Source organism: Virgibacillus sp. L01, assembly GCF_052246775.1.
Classification (GTDB): Bacteria; Bacillota; Bacilli; order Bacillales; family Amphibacillaceae; genus Lentibacillus.
Genome location: NZ_JBQQCP010000012.1, coordinates 15,660 through 41,402, shown reverse-complemented (window position 1 = coordinate 41,402; position 25,743 = coordinate 15,660). Strand labels below are relative to the sequence as shown.

30 protein-coding genes and 3 pseudogenes are annotated in these 25,743 nt (G+C 35.1%); 7 read left to right on the top strand and 26 right to left on the bottom strand.

Features of this window, described 5'->3' with window-relative positions:
- Positions 1–214 precede the first annotated feature (214 nt).
- The gene (locus tag ACTWQM_RS17830) at positions 215–835 is read left to right on the top strand and encodes a DUF3298 domain-containing protein (RefSeq protein WP_443259509.1); all 621 of its coding nucleotides are present in this window, start codon (positions 215–217) and stop codon (positions 833–835) included.
- A gap of 455 nt (positions 836–1,290) precedes the next feature.
- Complete coding sequence (locus tag ACTWQM_RS17825) at positions 1,291–1,746, top strand: hypothetical protein (RefSeq protein WP_443259508.1); 456 nt, start codon at positions 1,291–1,293, stop codon at positions 1,744–1,746.
- Positions 1,747–1,957: 211 nt separating this feature from the next.
- On the opposite strand, the gene ACTWQM_RS17820 is transcribed toward ACTWQM_RS17825, so the two are convergent.
- Positions 1,958–2,527 carry a biotin transporter BioY gene (locus tag ACTWQM_RS17820; RefSeq protein WP_443259507.1) on the bottom strand — a complete coding sequence of 190 codons (570 nt, stop codon included), beginning with the start codon at positions 2,525–2,527 and terminating at the stop codon, positions 1,958–1,960.
- A gap of 328 nt (positions 2,528–2,855) precedes the next feature.
- On the opposite strand from ACTWQM_RS17820, the gene ACTWQM_RS17815 reads away from it, so the two are divergent.
- Together ACTWQM_RS17815 and ACTWQM_RS17810 are read left to right on the top strand one after the other, a co-directional pair.
- Positions 2,856–3,329, top strand: a complete 474-nt coding sequence (locus ACTWQM_RS17815; RefSeq protein WP_443259506.1) for a DinB family protein — start codon at positions 2,856–2,858, stop codon at positions 3,327–3,329.
- Positions 3,330–3,533: 204 nt separating this feature from the next.
- Positions 3,534–4,085, top strand: coding sequence for an AAA family ATPase (locus ACTWQM_RS17810; RefSeq protein ID WP_443259505.1), 552 nt, complete (start codon positions 3,534–3,536; stop codon positions 4,083–4,085).
- A gap of 95 nt (positions 4,086–4,180) precedes the next feature.
- On the opposite strand, the gene ACTWQM_RS17805 is transcribed toward ACTWQM_RS17810, so the two are convergent.
- Positions 4,181–4,741 carry an NADPH-dependent FMN reductase gene (locus ACTWQM_RS17805; RefSeq protein ID WP_443259504.1) on the bottom strand — a complete coding sequence of 187 codons (561 nt, stop codon included), beginning with the start codon at positions 4,739–4,741 and terminating at the stop codon, positions 4,181–4,183.
- Between the two features lie 207 nt (positions 4,742–4,948).
- On the opposite strand from ACTWQM_RS17805, the pseudogene ACTWQM_RS17800 reads away from it, so the two are divergent.
- Positions 4,949–5,233: pseudogene (locus ACTWQM_RS17800) on the top strand (winged helix-turn-helix transcriptional regulator); the annotation flags it as partial.
- A pseudogene (locus ACTWQM_RS17795) lies at positions 5,217–6,144 on the top strand (DsbA family protein). The pseudogenes ACTWQM_RS17800 and ACTWQM_RS17795, both read left to right, overlap by 17 nt.
- Positions 6,145–6,218: 74 nt before the next feature.
- Here the strand turns inward: ACTWQM_RS17795 and ACTWQM_RS17790 are convergent.
- The 7 genes from ACTWQM_RS17790 to ACTWQM_RS17760 all read right to left on the bottom strand — a co-directional run bounded on the left by ACTWQM_RS17790 (position 6,219) and on the right by ACTWQM_RS17760 (position 11,684).
- Positions 6,219–6,416, bottom strand: coding sequence for a cold-shock protein (locus ACTWQM_RS17790; protein WP_197318145.1), 198 nt, complete (start codon positions 6,414–6,416; stop codon positions 6,219–6,221).
- Positions 6,417–6,603: 187 nt separating this feature from the next.
- Positions 6,604–6,999, bottom strand: coding sequence for a hypothetical protein (locus ACTWQM_RS17785; RefSeq protein ID WP_443259503.1), 396 nt, complete (start codon positions 6,997–6,999; stop codon positions 6,604–6,606).
- Positions 7,000–7,025: 26 nt separating this feature from the next.
- Positions 7,026–7,541: a GrpB family protein gene (locus ACTWQM_RS17780; RefSeq protein ID WP_443259502.1), complete on the bottom strand. Its 516-nt coding sequence runs from the start codon at positions 7,539–7,541 to the stop codon at positions 7,026–7,028.
- Positions 7,542–7,898: 357 nt separating this feature from the next.
- On the bottom strand, positions 7,899–8,627 hold the full coding sequence (locus ACTWQM_RS17775) for a metallophosphoesterase family protein (RefSeq protein WP_443259501.1): 729 nt from the start codon (positions 8,625–8,627) through the stop codon (positions 7,899–7,901).
- 565 nt (positions 8,628–9,192) lie between these two features.
- On the bottom strand, positions 9,193–9,714 hold the full coding sequence (locus tag ACTWQM_RS17770) for a GNAT family N-acetyltransferase (protein ID WP_443259500.1): 522 nt from the start codon (positions 9,712–9,714) through the stop codon (positions 9,193–9,195).
- A gap of 191 nt (positions 9,715–9,905) precedes the next feature.
- Positions 9,906–11,132 (bottom strand): MFS transporter, encoded by a 1,227-nt coding sequence (locus ACTWQM_RS17765; RefSeq protein WP_443259499.1) that lies wholly within the window; start codon positions 11,130–11,132, stop codon positions 9,906–9,908.
- Positions 11,133–11,153: 21 nt separating this feature from the next.
- Positions 11,154–11,684 (bottom strand): flavodoxin family protein, encoded by a 531-nt coding sequence (locus ACTWQM_RS17760; RefSeq protein WP_443259498.1) that lies wholly within the window; start codon positions 11,682–11,684, stop codon positions 11,154–11,156.
- 135 nt (positions 11,685–11,819) lie between these two features.
- On the opposite strand from ACTWQM_RS17760, the gene ACTWQM_RS17755 reads away from it, so the two are divergent.
- Positions 11,820–12,722 (top strand): LysR family transcriptional regulator, encoded by a 903-nt coding sequence (locus ACTWQM_RS17755; protein WP_443259497.1) that lies wholly within the window; start codon positions 11,820–11,822, stop codon positions 12,720–12,722.
- A 41-nt stretch (positions 12,723–12,763) separates the two neighbouring features.
- On the opposite strand, the gene ACTWQM_RS17750 is transcribed toward ACTWQM_RS17755, so the two are convergent.
- The 17 genes and pseudogenes from ACTWQM_RS17750 to ACTWQM_RS17670 form a co-directional block, all read right to left on the bottom strand.
- The gene (locus ACTWQM_RS17750) at positions 12,764–14,569 is read right to left on the bottom strand and encodes a M3 family oligoendopeptidase (RefSeq protein ID WP_443259496.1); all 1,806 of its coding nucleotides are present in this window, start codon (positions 14,567–14,569) and stop codon (positions 12,764–12,766) included.
- A gap of 18 nt (positions 14,570–14,587) precedes the next feature.
- Complete coding sequence (locus tag ACTWQM_RS17745; RefSeq protein WP_443259495.1) at positions 14,588–15,409, bottom strand: DUF2785 domain-containing protein; 822 nt, start codon at positions 15,407–15,409, stop codon at positions 14,588–14,590.
- 43 nt (positions 15,410–15,452) lie between these two features.
- Complete coding sequence (locus ACTWQM_RS17740; RefSeq protein ID WP_443259494.1) at positions 15,453–15,971, bottom strand: DUF4269 domain-containing protein; 519 nt, start codon at positions 15,969–15,971, stop codon at positions 15,453–15,455.
- Between the two features lie 635 nt (positions 15,972–16,606).
- Positions 16,607–17,116 (bottom strand): topology modulation protein, encoded by a 510-nt coding sequence (locus ACTWQM_RS17735; RefSeq protein ID WP_443259493.1) that lies wholly within the window; start codon positions 17,114–17,116, stop codon positions 16,607–16,609.
- Between the two features lie 43 nt (positions 17,117–17,159).
- Positions 17,160–17,630 carry a GNAT family N-acetyltransferase gene (locus ACTWQM_RS17730; RefSeq protein ID WP_443259492.1) on the bottom strand — a complete coding sequence of 157 codons (471 nt, stop codon included), beginning with the start codon at positions 17,628–17,630 and terminating at the stop codon, positions 17,160–17,162.
- Between the two features lie 30 nt (positions 17,631–17,660).
- Positions 17,661–18,068 (bottom strand): NUDIX hydrolase, encoded by a 408-nt coding sequence (locus ACTWQM_RS17725; protein ID WP_443259491.1) that lies wholly within the window; start codon positions 18,066–18,068, stop codon positions 17,661–17,663.
- A gap of 12 nt (positions 18,069–18,080) precedes the next feature.
- A complete protein-coding gene (locus ACTWQM_RS17720; protein ID WP_443259490.1) occupies positions 18,081–19,340 on the bottom strand; it encodes an MFS transporter in 1,260 nt (419 codons plus the stop codon).
- A gap of 21 nt (positions 19,341–19,361) precedes the next feature.
- Entirely contained in the window at positions 19,362–20,408 is a 1,047-nt protein-coding gene (locus tag ACTWQM_RS17715; RefSeq protein ID WP_443259489.1) for an ArsR/SmtB family transcription factor, read from the bottom strand.
- Between the two features lie 576 nt (positions 20,409–20,984).
- A pseudogene (locus ACTWQM_RS17710) lies at positions 20,985–21,149 on the bottom strand (GyrI-like domain-containing protein); the annotation flags it as partial.
- A 57-nt stretch (positions 21,150–21,206) separates the two neighbouring features.
- Entirely contained in the window at positions 21,207–21,554 is a 348-nt protein-coding gene (locus tag ACTWQM_RS17705) for a DUF4260 domain-containing protein (RefSeq protein ID WP_443259488.1), read from the bottom strand.
- A 107-nt stretch (positions 21,555–21,661) separates the two neighbouring features.
- A complete protein-coding gene (locus ACTWQM_RS17700) occupies positions 21,662–22,000 on the bottom strand; it encodes an NIPSNAP family protein (protein WP_443259487.1) in 339 nt (112 codons plus the stop codon).
- 167 nt (positions 22,001–22,167) lie between these two features.
- Positions 22,168–22,509 carry a hypothetical protein gene (locus ACTWQM_RS17695; RefSeq protein WP_443259486.1) on the bottom strand — a complete coding sequence of 114 codons (342 nt, stop codon included), beginning with the start codon at positions 22,507–22,509 and terminating at the stop codon, positions 22,168–22,170.
- Between the two features lie 179 nt (positions 22,510–22,688).
- A complete protein-coding gene (locus ACTWQM_RS17690) occupies positions 22,689–22,976 on the bottom strand; it encodes a hypothetical protein (RefSeq protein ID WP_443259485.1) in 288 nt (95 codons plus the stop codon).
- Positions 22,977–23,657: 681 nt separating this feature from the next.
- Entirely contained in the window at positions 23,658–24,047 is a 390-nt protein-coding gene (locus tag ACTWQM_RS17685; protein WP_443259484.1) for a thiol-disulfide oxidoreductase DCC family protein, read from the bottom strand.
- Positions 24,048–24,141: 94 nt separating this feature from the next.
- Positions 24,142–24,786 (bottom strand): nucleotidyltransferase domain-containing protein, encoded by a 645-nt coding sequence (locus ACTWQM_RS17680; RefSeq protein ID WP_443259483.1) that lies wholly within the window; start codon positions 24,784–24,786, stop codon positions 24,142–24,144.
- A gap of 118 nt (positions 24,787–24,904) precedes the next feature.
- A complete protein-coding gene (locus tag ACTWQM_RS17675) occupies positions 24,905–25,069 on the bottom strand; it encodes a hypothetical protein (protein ID WP_443259482.1) in 165 nt (54 codons plus the stop codon).
- Positions 25,070–25,228: 159 nt separating this feature from the next.
- Positions 25,229–25,660: an NUDIX domain-containing protein gene (locus ACTWQM_RS17670; RefSeq protein WP_443259481.1), complete on the bottom strand. Its 432-nt coding sequence runs from the start codon at positions 25,658–25,660 to the stop codon at positions 25,229–25,231.
- Positions 25,661–25,743: the final 83 nt, after the last annotated feature.

Sequence of the window (25,743 nt, the reverse complement as noted above, 5' to 3'; positions counted from 1 at the left end):
CAATAGGGTTTACTATATTTTTTTAATTTATCTAAGACTGCTTTTAGCTACCCAGCCTTCTCTTCCATCTTTTTTAATTAAGCTATATCCCGTGCAGCTGATTCTGTAATCAATCTTATCATAACATTCCACCAATTTATCGTACTTCTCCAGCAAACACAATTCATCTATCCAGAGAATACAATAGGCACAAAACCAGTAAAGGGTGAAAAAAGTGCCACAATCGTTACCAGTTTATATTAAACCGATGCAAGTCAGCTATGGTGTGGATATAAAAGTAATCTATCCCCATGTTTTTGGTATGCGAGACCTGGGAATGGAACGATTAATCAATCAGAACATCGTCCATGAAACACAGCAGCTTATCAACATGCAGGTAGCTGAAATGCCGACTACGCTCGTTGAAATGGACGGCTCATTCGAGATTAAAAACAACCAGCGAGATGTCCTGAGTTTATCCTTATACAACTACGCATACCATTATCAGGCGGCACATGGCATGACCTACATCAGATCACTAACATTCGATTTGAAAAACAAAAACCGCTGCAGCCTCAGTTCTCTATTTAAACCGGGAAGTAATTATGTGGATCGACTATCTGAGCTGATAAATGAACAGATCCAAGAGCGCAATATTAACACATTTGAAGATACGGTTAAAATTCAACCGGACCAAGACTTTTACATTGCTGATAAAGTACTTGTCATCTATTTTCAGCTCTATGAGATCACACCATATGTTTTCGGGTTTCCAATGTTTCCAATATCAGTCTACGCCATCCAGGATATTATCAATGAAGATGGTCCGCTTGGCCGAATGGCGGAGAATAATTAGCTTCTTGCCTCACTGACCTTAATGTGATGCTTCCTCGTACAGTATTAAAGTAAGAACATTTGAAGGAAGGCCATATTCCAATTCTTAATCGAAAACTTGACTGAAAATAAGAACCCACACCCGTAACCTAATTCACGAAGGTTTAGGGTTCTTTTTATACCTATTATTAGGATCAAAAATAATTGTACCTTACCCCATGTCGCAGATTGAAGAATGACATCCTTGTGCTTTTTCTATTATGATATGAAGCTGGATTATCAACTGATGAGCCTGTAAAGGTGACGGTGCTAGAACAACAGTTAGCTTTTATAAAAAGGTTATAACAAAAAGGTCACTCCTCATATCAATATAAACCTTCTGTCCTAGCTTGATAATTAGTTCTAATGACCTCGTTTGATCTAGAGTATTATGGGAATACCCTCTCTAAATCCAATTCTAAGAAGGAGGCGTTTTACATGAGGCGCTATTATGCCTTAAGTTTTATTCTAGTTCTTGGCCTAATTTTAGGGGCTTGCGGTACACCTGATAGTCAAGACTCTAACGGTAATGAGGAGAAATCTGGAGAAACTTCTGGAAAAAACAATGATGGTGACGAAGGGAAAGATAGCGAATTGGCAAATGGAACTGATACTGTTATTAACTCAGTAGAGCAGTTGGATGCTAGTTTAGAAGACTCAGCAGATGTAAGTACAATAAACGAAAAAGGGAAGACACTTGAGGAAGATTGGGACAAAATTGAAAAGAAAGTGGAGAAACAATTCCCTGATCAATATACAAAAATAGAAGAAAGTCTTTATCCCCTTATTGATGAAGCTAAAAAGGATAAGCCTGACCTGGAAAAGATGAAAGAATGGACACAGTCTACCTTGGAAAGTTTGAATGAACTAAAACAAAATATAGAAACACAGTAATCAGAATAAAGTGGAGTCTGAATAACTCTACTTTAAGTGATTTCAGTTCTAGGATCTGAGTACTACTCGGGTCCTGCTAATACTCATGGCGTAACCAGTTAATTTTAATAGTTGATTTAGAAAACAAATCCTTAAGAATACTAGCTAACTACTCCACCTTATTCTTAAGGACTTGTAACTTGTTATACTTTCACCGTTTTATATTCACAAACTATGCAGCATTTTTTGAAGATGTAATATTAACATTCGCCTGAACTAATCGGTTTCTAACTGTTATTCCAATCCAGCTGGCAAGAAATGCTTTAATTAATCCTACGATTATGAACGGATATACACCTGCTGCTAGTGCCTCACTCCATGTTAATTCAACCACATATTTTAGCTGGATGGTCCCAAATAATAACGTAATCACCATACCTACAGTATTTGCAATCATTGCCATAGAGACGGTAAACCTAGACTTCTCAAGGATATATCCTGTGACAAAGGCAGCTGCAATAAACCCGAATATGTATCCTCCTGTTGGCCCTACCAGTACTTGAGGGCCACCACTAAATCCTGCAAAAACCGGAAGACCTATAGCCCCAATTGCTGCATAGCAAACCATAGCGACAGCTCCTTTTCGACTTCCGAGAATTGTCGCCGTAATTCCGACTGCCAGTGTTTGGCCACTTATCGGCACAAGAGGAAGCGGGATCTCAATTTGGGCCATAATAGCTGTTATCGCAGCAAAGATTGCACAATGTAATATAAATCTGAGCTTCTCACTTTGTTGTTCCATTTCTCTCAACTCCTTAACTTTAAAATAATTGTATTGATAGGACACAAAAACCATATCCATTATAGTGATTATAAACATAGATCACATTATTGTAAACCATGATTAATAAAGGTTTACAAATAGGGTGAAAAAGATTATATTTAGCCTTCTCAACTGTATTTTGGTATTATACATCTACCTCTTTGTTTTTGCTGGTACACATATCGCAAAGCTATTCGATTAAGAAAATATTTAAAATAACGGTCCTATACTTATGTAGAGTCCAGTTTTTAAGAAGGAATTTTAATGATTAATATAGAATATAGTAATTCAGAAGGAGATGAAAATCATGCGACATGTTCAAAATCTTCTATTAGATCAGTTTTTAGCAAATGCTAATGACCCTAGCTGGTATCGTCCATTTACAGAAACAGTTGAAAATTTAGCAGACGAAGAAGCATTTTGGAAGCCTACTGAAGATAGTCATAGTATCGCTGAAATTGTGCAGCATCTAATTTACTGGAATGAAACATGGCAAATAAGATACCAAAAATCTGATTTTAGTGCTGTTCCGTCTATTGAAGATAACGATAAAAGTTTTATAATCCCAGGAAACAAAACCTTTAATGAATTAAAAGAACGCTTACTAGAGGTACTGCTTAAATGGCAAGGTTTACTAACCGTGAAACAACTCGAAAATGATGTAATTGGATTCCCTGTACCAGCTAAATGGCATGAGTTACTTGGAAATGCAATTACGCATAACGCCTATCATATTGGTCAAATCGTTTATATACGGAAATTGCAAAAAAGCTGGTATTAGAGTAATAAGGAATCTTTAAAGAACTTAGAGGATGGACTTCATAAATGAACAAAATTAACATATTTAAGATTTGAATTATGATGCAATAGCCTACAAGAAAATCAACATAATATCTTATAGAGAATAGGTTTTTTAACAACAACTAATTAACTTATATGGATCAAGTTATAAATTACGACTTCCTGTAGTAAAGGAGTTGAAGACATGAGGTTGGCTATTATTACAGTTGGAAAAACACATAGCGGAAAAACTATATTTGCTCGAACTTTAGAAAGGGGTCTGCCCAACTCTCTTATGATAGACCAGGATAATCATGCAGAATTTATCAACACTTTTTATAATACCCTGCAGCCAAAACAGGGCCCTAATACTCTCAAGTATGCTGTTTCTCAAACAATTGTTGATTATGCTGTTAATCAGACTAATTTACACCTTATTATCAGCAACTCAAATCGTAAACAAAAGGATCGCTCTGACCTACTCAAACAGTTTCACGATAAAGGATTTATCAGCATTCTTGTTCATTTTAATTTCCCAGACCATATCCTTCAAACACGAGTTACTGAAAGTCAGCGCACTACAAATATACTCAGGAGTGCTTCTAATTTTGAGGAAGTGCTTAATCGGCAACAGACTGATACTTTGAAAGAAGAGGTGTTAGATCCAAAAGAGGGAGAAGCAGACCATTTATTCGTCGTAGAAGACAATGAAGAAGTTGAATCTGTTATTCAAAGAATTATACGAATTACTCAATGAATGAGGACTTTAGCGAAATAATACAGAAATAGCCTAGCATATCATTATGAATGCTAGGCTATTATATTTCAAAATACCTAAATGAATTTAACCTTTTACTGTCTTACCGTTTGTAATGCTCCGCTCCATGATAGAAGTTGGTCAAGCATTTCATTCGCATTGTTTTCATGGTAGTCGGCTGGTTTGAACTTACTAAAGTCTTCAAAGTCAGTCATCAGTGAGAATGTAACTGCTGTACGTACGTCTGCAACTTTTAATTCCCCTAAGATCAGGCGAAGATTTTCATGTGCCCGCGTACCGCCTAAGCTGCCATAACCAACAAAGCCTGCTGCCTTGTTGTTGACTTCTGGATTTAAGTAATCCAATGCATTTTTAAATGCTCCACCTATTGCATGGTTATATTCTGGTGCAATGAAAATATAGCCATCAAAAGAAGCTATCTTTTCGGACCAAGCTTTAATTGCAGCTTCAGCTTCTTGTTGCTCAGATTCTGGTACTGCTGCACCTAAAAACGGTAACTTATATTCTGCTAGATCCACAATCTCATATTCTGCGTTATCGTTACGCTTTGTCGCGAGATCATTGATCCAGTTTGCAACTGCTTCCCCATTACGACCTTGACGAACACTTCCTAGCACAATTCCTATCTTTACCATTTATATCTCTCCTACTATATTTATTATCCTTAATTCAAGACAATAGCTAGTTTAATCTATTAATATAACTAAGTCTATCTTTTTGCTCAGAATAAGATGAACGATCATCAGTGAACGGTTTGGTTAAATAGTCTAGTATACTTTTTATACTTAATATATATTTTATATAAGGTATACTATTTGTAAAGAGGTGTTAAACACGAAGGTTTGTCCTTATGTGATAGCGGCATAGCACATTTTTCTGAGATTAAACGTGATTTAACAGGCATTACGTCCAGGGCACTATCCCTGAAACTTTCCGAACTTGCTGAAGAAGAGTTAGTCGAAAAGGTAGTGGAAAGTGGCTCACCAGTCACCATTTCTTATCAATTAACAGAAAAAGGAAGATCTTTATCCGATAGTCTTAAACCAATTCAGGAGTGGGCAAAAAACTATATGGATGTAAATATTCCAAACGAAAGTGAGGAGAAGGAAATTGACAAAAAACAATAATCTGATTTGCGTTTCAGAAACAGGTGTATGTGGCGTAGCTGGAGGAGAAGTTGAAATGGAGATAGTTGATCTAAATAAACCCAAAAAAAACGATTGATCTTTATTATGTGACGGATCCTATTTGCTCTCATTGCTGGGCACTTGAACCAGTTCTCCGTCGTTTTGAAGAGCAATATGGGCATTATTTTAACTTCCATACAGTAATGGGAGGATTGTTGGAAAAATGGGGTGATGAACCAGTCGATCCTGCAAATGGAATTTCAGGACCAGCAGATGTTGCTGGACACTGGAGAGAAGTTGGTGAACAAACCCGTATGCCAATTGATGGCTCGCTTATGTATGACAACCCTGTTCAATCATCTTATCCACCATCTAGGGTATTTAAAATTATTCAAAACGAGAACAAATTCTTGGCTAATGTATTTTTACGCCGCGCAAGAGAAGCAGTTTTCGCGTTCAATCAAAATATTTCAGAGGAAACCGTTCTGATTGAAATAGTAAATAAACTTGGACTTGATGGAGAGAAAATTGTAAAAGAAGCAGAACTACCAAGTGGACAGCAGTCATTAAATGAAGACTTTGGACTTGCAGCAAGTCTAGGCGCTACAGGATTCCCTTCCATTGTTATGGTGAATCAGGACAATAAAGGCGTGAAAATTGTTGGCGGCCGCCCAATGGAATACTATATATCAGGGCTGAAGCAAGTTCTTAACATAGAAGAGCTCGAACCAAAGCAACAACCAGCACTTTCTGGATTGCTAGAAAAAGAAAAATTACTGTTTTCAAAAGAGATTGAAGTAATGTACGATGTTGAAGTCGCTGATATTAAAACATTTGTTGAGAAAGAGCTTCCTTCAACTACTTATCAATCAAAGGAAACTCTGGGTGAAACATATTTTGTGAATAAATAACTACGTTAAAGGAAATCACCAGGGATAAAAAAAGAGATTTCCAATTAAGGAAATCTCTTTTTTATTAGTAACGCTTATTTTTGAACGTTAGCTGCTTGTGGTCCGCGGTTACCTTCAACAATTTCGAATGAAACTGTTTGGTTTTCTTCTAATGTTTTGAAACCTTCGTCTTGAATAGCAGAGAAATGAACGAATACATCGTCTTGCCCTTCTACTTCAATAAAACCGAAACCTTTTTCTGCGTTAAACCATTTAACATTACCTTGTAACATAAATTGTTACCTCCTGCGTGGATTCAATCCACAATGTATTACTATTAATGCTCTGCATATTCATTCCAGACGAAAGTGACTTACTAGTTACTTTTCTCTTTCATTGACAACCGAACAAGAATAATTAACTTTTATCATAACAGTGAATGTACTTCCTGTCAAGTACTGTTACAAATTTAATTAAGTATTATTTTTTTAGGCTATCCAAAAGAACGAATCCAAAAACAATACCAGCTACTGTTGTAACTGTCGGACTTCCAGTTATAATTATATCTGGTATAGGAATAGAGCCTTGCCCCAATGGTGAGTATGGTAAAAGAGACATTGTTAATACATAGAAACATGGCAATCCAATTGCTATGAATTTAACCCAATCAAACGTCCACTGCTTCTTGTTATAAATTTCAATTATCAATTTTGGTAACCGCAGTAAGAGTCCAATTACGATAGGGAATAAGGTAGCAAATCGTACGACAGGAAATAATTCAAACTTCATTTTCGCTTCTTCATTTAGTTGAACCTGATACTTCATTCCCCAGTAGATTATAAGTCCAATACTAATTGTCCATGCAAGATAGTACAAAAAGCGCTTAATTAATATCTCCCCCTTTATTTTTGCTTTTTTTCAAACCATAGTAGTGCTTCCTTTTCCATTTCCTTTACAAATTCTTTTTTTGCAGGGCTATAGTCACTTGTACTATCAAAACATTGAGCCAGCTCTTCTTTAAAATTGCTGTATCGTTCTACTTCTGCCGGGTGGGTTCGCAGATAGTCTCTAAATATTAAATGCCGTTTAATTTGAGGGTTATCTACTTGATAAAAATGAATATGATGCGTCCTGTTTTCCCCGCCTTTTCGAAATAATCTTCTTCCTTCAATGCCCCATTCGCCAGCAACATCATATCCGAGTGTATGCATTTTGTCGTTGAACGAATCAATTTTCTTAATGTCTTTTACGATACACATCATATCGATTACGGGTTTAGCCTTTAGGCCAGGAACTGCGGTGCTCCCAAAATGTTCAAATCTAATTACTTGATCACCAAATATGGTTCTTAAAAATTGAGCTTCCATTTCAAACATTTTTGCCCAGTTTTCATTAAAATCTGTTAATCTAACCTTCATAAAGACACTTCCCTCTTATATCTTTTCATTTTCGATATAATTTAAAACGCACCACCTAACATTAATACTTTCATTACCTCCGCTACCATATATATTATTACAACAGCAAAACACATTATTGCAGACTTATAATCACCGGACTTAATGGAAAGAGCTCCCCTTACCAGAAAGAAAAGAAACGCTATAAAAAAGATCATTTCACCGTAGATTTCATAGTTTTGGCGGTCCAGAACCATTAAAGTAAAACATATTATTGCTAAAGTTATAAGGCTAAGCTAACAATCGAAACAGGTTTACTATCTGACTTAATTTAATACCCCTCCTCTTCATACTCACATAAGCTATAACTTCTATAATTCAATTATAAATATTGAGTATGATCTCTTTTCGCGGAATAGATGTTTTTCTTAACTCTTTAACATATTTATCAAGTTCATAAGGAACGCACTGTTTCATTAGGTTATATCCATTTTGGTTTATATCTATAATTCCATAGCGAGCAAAAGGTTTATTAAAGCAACCAACGGAACCAGGGTTAAAAAACGTTGTAGAATTACAAGTAAACCAATGATTATTATGCTCGTGTCCAAAACAAACCAATGAAAAATCATCTAACCCATCAAGGGAAGTGAAATTTTTTTGATTAGGAATACCAATAAGATCAAAAGGATCTCTACATATATGTGCATTATGAAATTTTTCCCTCATCGGATAATGAATTAGATGCAGACTTTGTTCATAGATAGTAGGATTTATTATACGAGGAAGTTTTTCCAATACAGATTTATGATGTTTATTAAGTCTTTCAGCAATCCACTCGTGGTGTGGAATAACATCAATCCTGCTTTCAGGGTATGGTTCATTGTTAAGGAGTGTTAAGACTGCTTCATCGTGATTTCCTGAAATCATTTTAAGATTATCTGTTTCCATTAAAGTATCCAGAACCTCATTTGAAAACGGTCCTATTCCAATCATATCACCAAGACAATAGATGAAATCCACTGACTTTTCTTTGATCTCTTTCATAACAGCATTCAATGCATAAGTATTTCCGTGAATATCGGTAATTATCGCAATTCTATACATCCCGAATCCCCTTACAGTAATATATATAAGTTCCTCACAAACAAGATGCTTTCATTACCATCATAGTTTATACAGGCTAACCTATAGTAGTAAAAAAACGAACTGTGTTATTTGATTTGGCAACTTTATAGTCTCCCCCATGTACATTTGCCTCCTATTTAGTAAATTTTAACATAATAACCCAGATATCCGCAGCCGTAATCCCAATTTTCTGAAATAGTGTAATCAAAATAAAAAGATCAATTACAATGACCTTTACTTATTTGTTACACTCGATTTGAAGATTAATTGTTCTTTCCAAAACCTATAATTGAGACTATTAAACCTGTAAATACTATTATGTATTCAAATCCCCCTAAACTAAAACCCCTGTCGACTGCAATAATTCCTCCAGCCAGAATAAGACTTATTCCTTAAAGTAGAAACTTCAAACCTGATGCATCACTTTTTGTTGAAAGCCAATAAATGAAGTATCCTAACAGTAAAAGCAGTAATAATTGAATTGCTGCCAAATTCATCCCTCCTTTTAACCGCACTCGTTATGAATTAGGACTAAATGCCTTTCTCAATTCAAAACCTTCTCCATACGAATATCAGACCACATTCTATTTTGCCAAAAAGTAAAATTATGGATCAAGCCAATTTCCTGGTAGCCCAATTTTTTATACAGCTTATGTGCCTGCAAGTTAAATTCAAACACACCTAGTTCAATTCGCAGAAGACCATGCTGCTTAATCTGCTCCTCTAAAAATTGAATCGCCCGATAACCAATCCCTTTCCCCCTTGCTTCGGGTTCACCAATCGTAATGCCTATCCAGGCTGTTTCAGGTTCTTTTTTATAAAGGTGGAGTGGATCAACCATGTAATTCATTTCCCCGATTAACTTGTTATCAAGATAGAGTAAGTAGATGTGATGATGCTCAAGTCGTTTTTTAAGGTCACCTATAGTTATTTCTTGTCGCTCTATGTTCTCATTATTTCGGTTGGGTCGAGTCAACGCGACTAGGTTGGGGTCATTTTCCCACTGGTTAAACATTTTCACTATGGTTGGTGTAGGTTCCTTTAATCTGATGAAATTAGTATTCATGGTAATCTCCTTTTAACTATTAATGTAGAGCATTCACCTAGTATGTAATTAATAATTTCTAACTCCAAACACTCTCATTATATCACTTATCTATATATATATTTGTTCTCTACATCTAATTATTGAATAAATAAAAAAGACAACACCATGACAAAATAAATGATGCTGTCTCTATTATCGAGCCTTGCTATTTACCAAGTTCTTACATACTTCGTGTTTTGATTCTGCTTAACCCCTCTGACTACTATACGATAAATAATAAACCCTATAATCATTAATCCGCTCAAGGCTATAAAGCCTACGCCAGAAGAAAATTTATCGATTAACAATCCAAGTACAGGTGAAGCAATTGCCTGTATGATAAGCGAGATAGCCATCCAAACGGACATGGCTCTGCCCATATAAGATTTTGATACTGTCTCCATAAGTGTTGTATTCATTACTATTCTTAACGACGAGTTACTAAGACCAAATAAAACACTTCCCAGAAAAAGTACCAAGACGTAGCTATTAAATGCAAAACAAAGCAATATGCCAATAGATAGACAGAAGAAAAGTATTACGGTCGCGTTGTTCGAAATTCTTTTAGCAACAGGTGCTGCAATTATACCAGATAACAGCCCACCAATTCCGTAAAACATATCGGATAAACCAAAAACAATGGAATCACCACCAACCGTATCGCTCACATATCCAGGAAGTACAACATTATACATCATGGTGGAGACCAAAGGAATAATGGCCACAACTCCCAGAAAGAATATCTTTGGTCTATCTGCCAAATAACGAACTCCATTTTTAAAGCTTTCGTGATAAGTTTCTTCTTTATTGTCAATCGTAATTGAATTGTATTTAACTTTGGAAAGAAAAATACTGCTGAGAATAAATGCAGTTGCATTAAAAATTAGGATGAATTCAAACCCAAAATATTTATAAATCACCCCTGAAGCAGCACCTGCCATAAACATGCCTACCTGTAAACTTATCTCAACCAGTGAGTTACCATTAATATAATCCTGATCGGAGAGAATTTCCTGAACGAGACTTCTTGATGTTGATATATATGTCGTCCATCCCATTCCATTAACAATCGCAAATAGATAAACATACTCGATTTTAAATCCTGATATTGATAATAAGCCAGTTATGCCTATTAATACAATTGCCTGAACCAGATAAGTCCAAAGAATGATTACCTTTCGATTCAACTTATCAGTCAATATTCCAATCAATGGTGCAACAAGAAATCCCGCTATTACATTAAAAGAAAGCATGAGCCCAATAAGCTTTGTAGAATTTGTTTGATCCAACAGAAACCAATTTGCACCTATCGTACTCATACCAACTCCAAAACCTGAAATGATTTCAGACAGGAAAAAATTACGAAAGTTTCTTAACTTTAATACACTAAAAACCACGTTTCCACCTCCCCGTTCTTATTACCGCAGTAATTGATTAGCTGAGAATAAAGCTGCTTTATCTTGAAGAATATCGCCGGGTCTATTCGCTTCTCCAATAATATAGTCCTCAAATGAAGTGCCTATAAAATCAAAGATATATTGAAATTGCTGAATTAGCGGTAACCCTTTAAGATAGGGGTTATCTCCTCCTACTGCAATGACATAGGCTTTTTTAGCAGCCATATTGTTTTTAAAGTCAGGATAGCTTGCATCCCTCATTGTTTGAGACCAGCGATCTATAAAGTTCTTCAGTGTTCCTGACATGCCGAACCAATAGATCGGTGTAACAAACAAAAGAATGTCATGCGATATAATTTGATTAATGATTGAGTTATATTCATCTTCAACTTCCTGAAATCCACCTTGGATATGGCGCAGGTCTTCAATAGGATGAATATCATAATTTCTTAGATAAATCTTTTCTACAGATAATCCCTGGATAGCTTGATCAGTTAGAATTTCCGTATTACCATTTTCACGGGTACCTCCATAAATAACTGCAATAGACATATAGCACGTGCTCCTTTTCATTAAATATTTTAACTTGCTGTTCGAATACTTTTATCTTATGATAAAAGTGCAAATCAATAAAGATGATTATTTTAATTGATACAATCGAAAATAGCGATTGATGGAGGTGAAAGAATGGAAACTAAACAATTAATTACATTTAAAACAGCTGCAGAAACCTTAAATTTCACACATACAGCAAAGATATTAAATTTTGCACAATCAAGTGTGACAGCCCAAATTAAGGCACTTGAAAAAGAACTGGATACACCTTTGTTTGAACGACTTGGCAAGCGATTATATCTCACAGAATCCGGTCGGCAATTCAAAATTTACGCTGATAAAATGCTTGTTCTAACCAAGGAAGCTCGAATGGTCACAAGTGGCTTAGAAGAGCCATTAGGAACACTTGTTATTGGGGCACAAGAGAGCCAATGCACGTATCGTTTACCACCAATACTTAAAGATTTCAAAGATCAGTTTCCAAACGTTAAACTCATCTTTAAACCAGCCCACTCGGATGAAATGGCTAAAGAAAAACTGCTTGAGGGAAATCTGGATGTAGCTTTTATTATGGATACACTCAAGCCAGGAGATGCTTTAACAATTGAATCTCTCACACAAGATAGGATGAAGCTGGTAGCTGCTCCTGGGCACGCATTACTAAATAAATCAGAGGTTTTCCCAAAAGATCTTGAACAGGAAACCCTTTTGCTTACCGAAACAGGGTGCTCCTACCGTACATACTTGGAAAATACCTTGCGAGAGGCCGAAATATACCCTACCAACAAATTTGAATTTGTTAGTATCGAAGCAATCAAACAATGTGTAATAGCTGGACTCGGAATAGCTATTTTACCTGAAATGGCTGTAGAAAAGGATATTAAAGAAGGATTTATGAAAGAGATTAAATGGAAACAGCCTGCCTCACCTTTTTTCACTCAAATCGCCTGGCATAAAGATAAGTTAATGACAATACCCTTACAATCTTTTATCGAACTAACCCGAAGGACCCTTAAGGATACACAAACTAAATAAAAAGAGTAAGCTCCCAAAGTATTGGTAGCTTACTCCTTTTTTTACCTATCTAATTCCGCTGCTAATTGTATAAATTCTTCTGCATCTTTTTTACATAACTGCATTCCTTTTTCAAAGAATGCTTCTTGTGTTATATTTTCTCCTAAATGCTTCTTTGCTAAGTCTTCGATAGACATGCTTCCTGAATCTCTAAGCAGTGCCAAATATTCCGTTTCAAATTCTTTTCCTTCTTCCTTGCCTTTTGCATATACACTCAATGCAAATAGATAACCAAATGTATAAGGAAAATTGTAAAAGGGTTTATCTGTGATATAAAAATGTGGTGTAGAAGCCCAAGTGTATGCAGGTATATCTTCTAACGCTCCATCATAAGCTTCATCTATCGCCTGGTCCATAAGTTGATTTAAACGGGAGGATGAAACCATCCCCATTTTCCTTTCCTCATAGAACCTTGTTTCAAATAAGAATCTGGAATGTATATTCATAAAATTCATTACACTACGCTTTAATTTCTCATCTAGTAAAAACAATCTCTCCTTAGGTGAATCCGTTTCTTCCATGGCTGCATCCAATACAATCATTTCTGCAAATGTGGAAGCCGTTTCAGCTATACTCATTGGATATTGTCTATTAATGTGTTCCACAGCATTCATAGCATGATTATGAAAGGCGTGACCTAATTCATGAGCCAGAGTTAATACATCCGTTATATGACCACCATACGTCATAAATACTCTCGATTCTTCAGAAAGTGGAAATCCAGCACAAAAGGCGATTGCTGATTTACTCGATCGATTTTCTGATTCAATCCACTTTTTATTGAAAGCTTGACGGGTGAAATTCTCTAATTCAGACCCAAACTGTCTGAAATGTTTCAATAAAAAATCTACACCCTCTTGATAATCTATTGTTTCCATAGATTGGTTGACAGGAGCCCAAAAATCATGCGACGGCAGTTTTTCTTTCCCCAACATTTTAGCCTTGTCGTTTAAATAGTTGGCAAATGGTTGCTTATGCCGGTTCACCACTCTCCACATTGCACCTAACGTTTCTTCTTCCATTCTGTTATCTTTTAAAGGTTCATATAAAACATTTTGAATACCTTTTCTCTCGTAAATTTGCAACCGGAATCCTGCGATCCGATTTAATATTGTTGCGAAGGTATCAGATTTTTGTGACCAGGCTTTCTCAAGAAGAGCAGCGGATTGTCTTCTTATTTTACCGTTCTCATGGGAACGTAAATTTCTTGCTTGTCCGACAGAAAGTTCTTTAACTTTTCCTTCAATAGGATTATCAATTCTCATTTTGGCAACTGATGAATGATACATGTCCCCCCATCCATGATAACCATCTACCATTAAAGAGGAGATGGTATTTTCCTCTTGTTCTGGAAGCAGTGTAATTGCTTCTTTCCGCCATTCTCCAAGCATAAATTGATAGTTTTCTAATTCTTTACTTTCTATTATACTTTTCCAATTTGAATCTTTTGTTAGAGCAAGAGCCAATTGAAATCTTCGCACCAAGGAATTAAAAAGGGCATGATAAGATGAGAGTCTATCTTTCCAGGTTGCTGCATTTTTATCCTTTATATCCTCTGCAAGTAAGCAAGTTATATAAGACGAAATTTGCGATAGATGTATCTTGATATTCTCTATAACTTGAATGAGTTCTACAACCATTTTTGAATCATCACTATCTTCTAGAGCCTTTAAAATGTTTACCTTTTCTTTAAAATTGTTTACTTCTTTTTCTATGTATTCTATTTGGTCCTGTAATTGAATGGAATTACTTCCTGTGTTAAGAAGAGAATCTAAATTCCAATTCACCGGATATAAAATATCACCCATACCAACGCCTCCTATTGTTTACACAAACAATGAATTAAATTGATGTTCCAGCTCCTTTACTAGATGTTCATAATTAGTCGATGGGTCTTTCACAATTAATCGATTACTAAAACACCTGGAAAAATTTTTAAGATTAATCTTTTCATGTAAATTATTTTCTGAAACAGGTATTTCTTTCATCCAGGTTCTAAGTGTCGATAACGGAACCTTTTCGTATTCAATCATCGCCAACACGGGGGTTGCAATTCTCTCATCTTCTTCAGCAGCAAAAACATATGGTGCGTTTACTACTAGTTCCGTCATCCCTTCCCACAACAGCATACACGAATCAATATCAGCATAACGATTTTTCACAAGTTCATCGATTGCATCAGAAACATGTGCCGGGGCATGTGCCCAGCCCTTTCCTTCAACAAAGTCCCGATAATCCTTCTCAAGTCTGCAATAACTAACAACAAGTTCTACAACACTATTATACTCAGACTTGGAAAGAAATTTATCTTGATTATCGCGATATAACAACAAAGTGATTAATAGAGAAGAGAAAGACCTAAGAAAAACGCTATCTGTTCCAACCTCGCCTAGCTTATAAAACAACATTTCACCTGACGTCGCATAGGCTAACAATTCCTTTAATTCATTGTTTGTAAGGTAGTTATTATGTATCAATAATTTAATGAGTGCCTGATAACCTAGTTCATCCCGTAATTCTGCATCAGTAGATCCTAATACATTAACCACTTCTAAAACTGTTTTATATTCATCTGTCCCCTCCGATACTACTTGGGTTTCATTTAATAAATTATGTAGTTTCTCTTTTATTTCTTTTTCATTTTTCATCCTGGTTTTTAAGCTCCTTATTAATTTACAGTGGTACTGTCCTTCATAACACTGTTATAATTCCTTTTTCAACTCCAAATTGGATGAGACCTTCATAGGGATCTCCGGTAATACCTAAAATTTCACAAAATGCCGGTTCTGTTTTGTATCCTTGTTGTTTAAGTTTAACAACTTTCTCTCTTAATTTACTATCTTGTTGTAACAGTTCAAGTTCAATAACCATATGAAGATACGCGTGTTGTTTGTGTACAGGCTGATTTTGACCAAATAACTCGAATTCAAAATTATTGAAGAAGAAATTTGCTTTAATGATCTCTTTATTTCTTATAGTTGTTTTTTTTATCTTAAAGCTTTCTTTACAGGAATATAGACTTTGAAGACGTTCTATAAAATAATTCAATTCTTGTACTTCCATGATAATGTCCAGGTCTGAACCCTCGACATCAATTCCAATCGGCAACGTTCCACATAATACTGGATTATACATACTCAATTCATTAAAAATGCCCAGTTCATTAACTGCTTTGTACGCTGTTTGTTGGATTTCATTGCCAGTTTCCATCCTTTTGAATAAATTATAGCCAATCAACACATTACCTTCCTCACTTACAAAGATTTCTTACCTTCCAAAACAATATTAAGTAACCTGGCATTTGATTAACTGTAAAAAGATTAATATCCCACCACTAAAGGTTGATACATCTCAATTTCGATCGATATCCTGATGCTGAGGTTGATATATCCTATTTCAAGTCGATATCCTGCTGACGGGGTTGATATATCCTATTTCAAGTCGATATCTTGTTGCGGAGGTTGATATATCTTATTTCAAGTCGATATCCTGCCGCCGGGGTCGATATATCCTATTTCGAGTCGATATCCTGCTGCCGGGGTTGATATATCCTATTTCAAGTCGATATCCTGCTGCCGGGGTTGATATATCCTATTTTAAGTCGATATCTTGATGCCGAGGTCGATATACCCTATTCCAAGTCGATATCCTGACGCGGTGGTTGATATATCTTATTTCAAGTCGATATCCTGCCGCCGGGGTCGATATATCCTAATTCAAGTCGATATCCCACCGCGAAGGTCGATATACCCTAATCCAAGTCGATATCCCACCTCGGAAGTTGATATATCGCAATTCAAGTCGATATCCCACTTCTACTTGTAACCGACCCCGCCTTCTCCGATTCATTCCAAATATGATTGAATTTCTTTCTTACTCTTAAGCCTAATAATGGTTTTTTCAGGGCCGGTTTTTCTGAATTCTTCAAATCTACCTTCCATCTTTTTCTTGCGAGAAGAATAAGTAGTGACAATGAATTTCAGAAATTCATAGTCTAACTTTTCCTTGCACCCTTCTCCCATGTCTGGCCGGGTTTTCCCTATGTTTAAGATCCATCGTTTAATAACGCGATACAGACAAACTATCAAAGGGAGTTCGAGATAAATAATTGTATCAGCTTTTTGGGCTCTAATATCATATGTACTATTATAATTGCCCTCGATAATCCAGTTTTCCTTAGCAACAATTTCCCTCTGACTCGCTCTAAATTCTTCTTTTGGAGCTTCTATCCAATTTGGTTTCCAGTGCAGTACATCAAGATGATAGACATTTATATCCAGTTGCTCTCCCAGTTTCGCCGCAAAGGTAGACTTCCCAACACCAGCTGACACTCCCATCACCATGATGCGATTCATATTCGATCAGCCTCCTAAACAATCTTGTTACTTACCACTTATATCACGAAAGTTTTTTCGACATGTTATAACTTATAGCTTCAAAACCCATTCTCTTGTATAGCGCGACTGCTCTTTCATTATGTGCAAACACGTGTAAGCTTATTTGATTGATGTTTTCTGACTTCGCATACTCTTCCAATGCTGCCATAGTTGCTTTTCCAAACCCCTTACCACGTTGAAAATCATCTAACTTAATGTCATAAATAAACCCGTGTTTTTCATGCTGTTTTGATTTTATGTTCAGCCATAATGTCCCGATCGTATCATTGCCATACATAATAGAAAATAGCACATGAGCGTTCGTTTCTAACCCATCCGGTAACAGCCGCTCAAACTGTTTCTTGGCTTTATCAAAAGCCTCTTCTTCACCCCAGTTTCCTGCTTTCACATGTTCATTAGCATAATCTTGTATTGCGCTGTTATAATACTGATTAAAAGCCTCATCATTCATACGAGCTAATTTTACAGACATATATGTACCTCCTTTATTTTCAATAATACCTTAAAATTCAACCAAAAAAGGCTGCATATTTTGGTTTAAACAATACTGGATTCTTTGCCGAAAATTTTTCCAAGTTACCATTTCCATTGCTTGTTTAATTGGAAAATACCCAACTTCTAAACTCTCAGAACTTGTTGCTGGTTCTCCTCCAATTGGGTTACCCAAGAACAAGTTATTACATATCGAACCATTCACATTTTGAAATATACCACAAAACTTGGTTATCTCAATATCAATGCCCGATTCTTCTTTTGTTTCTCTAATTGCAGCATCCTTTAGTGATTCTCCCTCTTCAACCTGTCCACCAGGCATTTCCCATCCTCTTCTTGGTCCTTTGATTAATAAAATCTCTTGCTGTTCATTTAAAACAATGGTTGCCGCAGAAACTATATGCTTCGGTGTTGTCATAGCCTTGTCCCCCTAATTTTCAATATTATTTAGTATAACATTAGTATTTTTAAGCGAAGGATGTAAATAAATAAACGATGCAATTGTCGCTATAATGCCCCCAATTAGTATCGTAACTTCTGTTCCAAATTGTTCAGCAATTATTCCGGCTGCCAAAGCTCCAACAGGCATTAATATCCACGTCATAAAGCGACTAGTTGCTTGCACTCGGCCTAACAAATGATCAGGGCTTAAGGTTTGACGAATGGTTACAATGCATGGACTCATAATAGCAGCAGATATTGTGCCTACTGCATTCATCAGTGCTAACCACATGAACGTATCCGAAAAGCTGAACACTATAATCGAAATACCACCGATCGTTCCTGATAAAAATAAGATCCTTCTATAGGAAAAATAGCGCTTAAGTAAATTTGTAACTAAAGCACCACTTATTGCAGCTACCCCTCCAATAGATAACAGATAACCTATATGTACTGTATCTAATTCAACTGAAGACTTTAAGTGAATTACCAGCATGGTTAAAAAAAGAGTCGTTCCAAAAACAGAAAAAAGCATGGCTATATTGGTGTACAAGATAGGCTTCTGTTTTAAAACAAAGGTAAATCCTTCCTTTATATCTGCAAAGATTCTTGACCGGCTACTATTCTCATTTCGACTGGGACTATCAATCTTTAAACTTAATACAATTAAGTAACCAATTAAGAAGCTTAAACTGTTTATTAATAGACCAACTCCAGGATTAAAAATACTGATGACTATTCCGCCTAACCCTGGCGCAATAAAAACTGCCGTTTGAAATATGCCTGTATTGATGGAATTTACTAATTGTAAGTCCTTCTTCTGCACCAGTTTTGGGACTGATGCAAACTGGCACGTATTATAAACCTGCGTTAAAACACCTACTATTAATGCTCCCGCGTAAACTTCCCAAATAAAAAGCGAGTTCATCATATGTAATAGCCCTAACAAACCTATCGTTACAAATCTGCCTAGGTCACAAATCATCAAGATTCTTTTACGATTAAACCGGTCCGCCAAAACTCCAGTAAATGGCTGTATTATAATTGGTAATCTTTCTAAAGCTGCAACGATTCCCATACTTAATGGAGAACCTGTTAGAGCTAAAACAATTAACGGAAGGGCAATTAAATATATTTGATCCCCAAAGAAAGAAATTAAATTTCCCCCGATAAACCTGAAAACCTGATAATTACGCTTAAATTCCGGTGTTTTCTCTTCTGAATAGGCTTGTCCGACCGAAGACACCATCTCATTCCTCCCTGGCTTAGATTAATTATCTTCCAAAAATAGCTGCAGTTCTTTAGGTAAAGCAGTTAATACTTTTTCATTAACCTCATATTTATGTGAATTTGATGCTACTAATCTTACTGATTTCAGTATTTTCAAGTGGTGATGGACGGTTGTCTTGCCCATCTTCAACTCATCTGTCAACTCTTGCAGGGATAAACTTTTTTCCTTAACTATCTTTAAAATCTTTAGACGGTTTTCATCCCCAAGTGCTTTATACCTTTGCACTAGCATTTTATTCGGAACGTATTTATTGTCACTAGAAATGCTTTCATTGGCGACCGCATAGTAGAATACTTTAACACCTTCTAAGTCTGCCTCCACGTTCCAGGGACGGTAAATATATTGAGGTATGAGAAGTACTTGAAATACACTTGGTTCCGGATAATAACGCCGACCATCTGTTGCCCATTCCACAAACTCCTCTGGTCCCAATTTTTCAATCATCTTTTCTTTTGCATCCATATCTCTGATGAGTATAGACTCCAATTCATCTTCATCAGGTTCAATCACTGCCTTATACCAACCAGACATCACTTCAATCAAATGGCTTTTCAGTGTTTCCGTATCGACTTCACTAATGAACTTCAAATAGGAAGGCAAAAAAGAATTCTCTTTTGTATTATGTTGGAGTTTCTTTAGAGCATCATCCGATCCTTGGATTAACTGATTGATTAGTTCTTTTTGTTCTTTTCCCAAATATGGAATTGCTATAGTTCTTAATTCCTCCGAAGATAGTTTTTTTACAAAGGAAGTGAAATCCGCTAGATTCTTAAAATCTTCCTGATACAAAAGTTGAAGAAGTGACTTCCAAGTATTATGTGTTTGTACATACTCCAGGTGTCCAGTCATTTCCTTAGTCATGGATTCCTTAATTCTCTCCCTGTTCTCCTTCGGTAGATCAAGGGTCTCAACAAGAGAATGATTTGTAATAGCGGCAATACCTAGTGCGCATTCCCATAAAAGTGAATATTTTATTTGAACACTATATGTTTCCCTTTCTTTCGTTCTCATCGAAAATAAATCCATTTTTATCTCCTCCTGGCTATATTCTATATATATATGATAAATAATTCAATATAAATAGAATATATCTCAAGATAAAATAATAGACACCCTTATCAGAGTGTCTGTGCCCAATATTTTAATGAGGTTATAATAGGATGAGTTCAATCAATGAAGTGTATTGTGTATTTCTGATAGAGGATATTTTAATGCAGGAACTATTTTATTTGGTACGGCGACTTATGACTTCTGTTTCCACTTCATATATGTTATTCATCTAAATCCCTCCTAATTCTTTGTAGTTTACATTCTCAGTTTAATCTTTACTTCGTACGGCGACTTGCGATTTCTAATTCCATTTCGTATATGTTAGTCATCTGAACATCTCCTTTTTCTTTGATACTCTTAGTATAAGTAAAAATTAAGCCTTCCAAAACGGCTATGAGCATGAACTTCACTCAACCTTTAGACTGATATTTTTATAAGACCTACTGGCTGCCTCAAATGCACTTCTGAACTGCAAAAAAAAGAGAACCTCTTCCGTGATAATCAATATCACAATGGAAGAGGTTCTCTTTTTGTTGTCATGATAAACTGTTCTTACATTTTCTCAACAGGAATCCATATTTCATTTTTGAAAGTTAATGAATTAAAATCATTGTTTTCATTCCACAAGATTTCAGGTCCATTTACTTGTTGTTAGTTTGAGGATGGAAACCATTCAGAATAGATTCGGCCCCAAGTATTCTGCAATGTTTCGGGAAAACGTCTTACTATACCTACCCCTCCGCTTCACTTCGTACCAGAACCAGGATCACAGTATTAGACCCGATTCAAATGATTATCCTTAAATTCTGTTGGATACTTTAATCCGTATCCAACCATTCTATCCATTCCGATATGGGCTGACCATATTAAACCAACTGCCAGAACGGTATGATTAGATACTATGATACCAAAAGTAATAATAGCTATCGGTGTAGTATATGTATGAAAATAATTATAAAGATTAGAACCAACCTTATTATTTAATAGATAACCAAGCATTGAAATATCCGGTACTAATAATAGGATTAAAAACACTATCCAGCTAAATTGGCTATACCCATAAAAGAAAAGACTTAGTGCTAAAATGGCAGCACCTTCTACGTGTAAAAGTAATTTCATCAATTAACCACCTCCTATTCCTGCAGCTTTGTTTGATTAAACCAGTTGACCGTTTAACGTTTTCCGTAATAAAAAGATTCATATTAGGAAGTCACCTCGCAAGGCCGTTTTTATTTAACAGTTGATTCCAGTTCTTCATTTCTAACTTCTATTATATATTTCTCATACACATGTTCTTTCCCACCATGTTCCTGATACCAGTCCTGAACTCGTTTGACGTGAGCCGTGTCGCTTCTAACTTTCGATTCAACTTCTAAGTATTCCTCATAACTGTCATATTCCCATATAGCAAAGATTTCTACGGTATTATCAGCATTTTCCTTCATCCAACGCCCTGTTAACCGAGCGCCATATTTTAACTGATTCGGTAAGTTTGTGTTATTAAAATGAGCATTAAAAATATCCACGAATTCCTTTTTTACAATATAAAACTTCCTTCTATAAAACATAAAGACTACTCCCCCCTCTCTTTATTTTTAATATTAATAAATTTGGTATTCGCCAAGCCTATAACTAGATAATTATCACCATTAAATTCACGATAAAAAATGGCTTTGGTGAAGTATCCGAGCCATTTTTTCTAATACCTATTGTTAAATTAAAGCTACCCTATAATTTAATACTCCAATTGTCGCAAATACAAGAGAATCTTTTGTTCACTCAATTTTTTTATGCTGTATATACGAATCTTGCTGTCAATTTTCTTTTGTTGTTTACTTCCCCTACTGAATCTATTGATTAATTGAAAAATAATCTCTCCACAAATACCTGCTGTACCACGGAATCCCAGATGAAATCCCATTTGTTCATTTTCCGTAAGCGGCAGTTGTGCGTTTTCTTCAAATTCTTTTTTATAGTCTTCCTGAATTATAATATGAGATTCTTTATTCTTTAACGTGAATAGCAATTCTTCAGCGTTATTCGCCTTAATGTAACCAGCATTCTCTTTAACTTCCAACACATTACCCCCTAAAAAGCCTAATACCTAATTCAATTTTGACATAAACTATTGAACAAAATAATCCGATTGCAATAAATAACTACCCTTCTTACAATTTCCATATTTGTAAAACAAGGAGTTAAATTCCAGATTCAAGAAAACACCCATTAACGAAAGAAGGGTAATATCGAATTTTACTATTTAATGTATTCTATATCTTCATCAAAATCATCAAGAACTTCCTCATTATTATCAGAATAGTAAACCCAAAACTTTATTTCCTTTGAAAAATCCTCCGTAAATTCAATTGTAGTTTGAGTTAGTTTTGCAGGTCCTCCAAACACTCGAACCTCTTTAACATCAGTGTCTTCTGGTTGAATAATCGTAACAATAGGGGCCTTCTCTTTATGACCAAGAGAACTGGTTTGTATGGATAGCCAACTAGTAACCCATTCCAGCCCATTTGAGTTATTTTTTATAAGCATAGAAGCTAATCCGTTCCTAGTGCTAAAAGAATATACATAAATGTAATTTCCTTTGATGTCATAATCAATTATATCTTTTGGATTATAACTATTTTCTTTTACTAAGTTTTTTTTAATTTGTTCTTCTAAGGATTGATTTTCTTGCGTTGTGTTTTCATTTCCTTCGTTATCGTTATTTTCAACGGTTGTTTACTAAGGTTGGTCTTGGCTCAGCAGAAAAATTGAAGAAGGATATTAGATAATTTCAAAATTGAAACTTTAAAATATGTGTAACCGTATGTATATTGTATAAAAAATTTTATTAAAAATTCTGGAGGATTAATTTGAAAAAACTATTATTATCTTTAAGTGTAGTATTTGTTCTCTTTGGTTGTACATTAACATTTTTTAATATCATAATTTTCTGAAAAGACCGTTTATAATGTCGATCTTCTTGTTAGCCTCCTTCTGTAGTTACTATGTATTCATTATTAACCTGTTATAAATCCTTAATTTCTATAATTCCAAAATAAGTAGTCGTCGCATTATATATAAAAAGAAAATAGAAGTTGATAATAGCAAGGAACCTGAAATTGCAATTTTCTTTTTATTTATTCCTTTGCTTTTTTCAATCATTCCCTATCCCCTACAAACTCCTTGTTCAACTCTAAACCATTAACTTTAAGTACAACTATTCACATATTATAAAAACCGTTCTCTCTCTTCGGTGGAAGGTAACATACAACTTTCTTTTTTACCAAACCATTTATATCTATTTTTAGCGATAATTCCATATATGAAGTCTCTGATGGGCTTTGGGATAACTAATAGAACAAATGGAATCTTCCAAACCCCTTTCAAGTTTTTGCATACAAGAAGGACTGCGGATGATTTAAAATAGCAATTTTTATTTTCTATAAGAACAAAACTATTTAAGTCATCTGGAGCATCATACTTATTTAATAATTCTTTTCCGATATCACTTTGTAACGATGCGAATTTAAAGTTTTTTTTCGGATCTCTTTCGATAATGAATTGAACGCTTTGATCGCAAAAGTTACAATCTCCATCAAACAGAATAATTCTTTCCATTCCAACCCCACCTTTCTTTTAGTGTAACACCTTATTTTTTCTATAAAGCATTTCGGATAACTCAATTAAACTGCTGCTACTTTAATAAGAATGCTTATTGTTTCCTCAACAATTGCACCCGATAATGCAATAAGATTAAGTGTTTTTTTCTAATAACATCAATTTTTCCCATTAAATTGGTTTGAACGGATACAATTACTTTATAAAGCATTAACCAATCTTTACGCTCAAATAAAGCCTCACGATTATTCCATCTGTTTCCTAAAAAAATATTCTCCTTTACCATAGCCACACTTAATTCATAAGGGTATTTACTTACTTTCTCTTTCATACTATTAATAACTAAATCACCACTTAGTGTACCTCCATTATAAACCGTAGCTGCAATACATTGCTTATCTAAATCCGTATCATAAGATATAATCACATCACTTATAACTTTGTTAATTGTTTCTGTTAGAAAATTACTTATTTCTAATTTTACACCCTGAGTTATGTATGTTTCTGACCATTCCTCATCTTCATATGGGTGAAAGTCAATAATATTACCATTTAATTCTATAATTGGAGCCTTCCTTTCCTCGTCAGTAGGAGCTCCTTTCCAAAAAACAAATAGTTCAATATCCGAATGTTCATCATGCCAATTTCGTGATACGGAACCTCCTAATAAAACGGCTTCAACTTTTGGATTTTGTTGATAGATATTTGCTATTTCTGATGCTAATATTCTTAAATCCACATAACCTCTCCCTTTCGGAAACTTTTCTTACTTCTTCCACTAACCTGCTGCTATGGTTGAATATGGATGCGATTCCTTATTCAACTCTTGCACCATTTAGTTGAGTGATTTCTATATTTTAATCTTCTTTAGATTGATTGGACTTTATTTCATTTAGTACATTGATTATTTTTAATAGACACCCAACTATAACGATAAAAGTAAAAGAAAGTGCAAATAACATATCACCAATAAACAATGCACCAAAGACAATTCCTAAAATAATGGCATAAATGACATACATACAAAATTACTTCCTAATTTTTAAGTTAATTAGATGTTATTCTTCTTCCACTAACCTGCTGTGTTAGTTTAATAAGAATGCTTACGGTTTCTTCAACAATCGTACCCATTTGTTTAAGTACAGTTTTTCACAATCTCTATATGAAAAATTTAAAAATTATTATTCCATCCATTGTCTTGGTCCGATAACGTGGAATAAATCCTTTTTATATCTATTAATTGCATCTTCAATTCTCATAATTGTAAAATCACTTATTGGTTTTGGTAGTTCCTCAAATGAATAATATCTACATTCTGAAATTTCTGGTGAATTTGGTTTTGGCATTTCATCATTAATATTTTGAGATATAAACGCAAAGTGATGCATATCATACATTGGGTCATAGTATACACCAGTCAAATCCCCTACTTCGACACAGAGCCCTGTTTCTTCTAGTACTTCTCTTTTTGCAGTCTCCTGTACAGATTCTTGTATTTCAGCTTTTCCACCTGGAAGTTCCCAATTTTTCTTTCCATAAGTATGTTTTACTAACAAAACTTTTCTCTCTGAATCGATTATGATTGATGCTGACCCCATTAATTTATTAGACAATAATAACCCCCCCTTGTATATTAAACCTACTCGAAAATACGAGAAACGTTGCCCCTATTGAACAATAGCAGTCACAGTAGTTT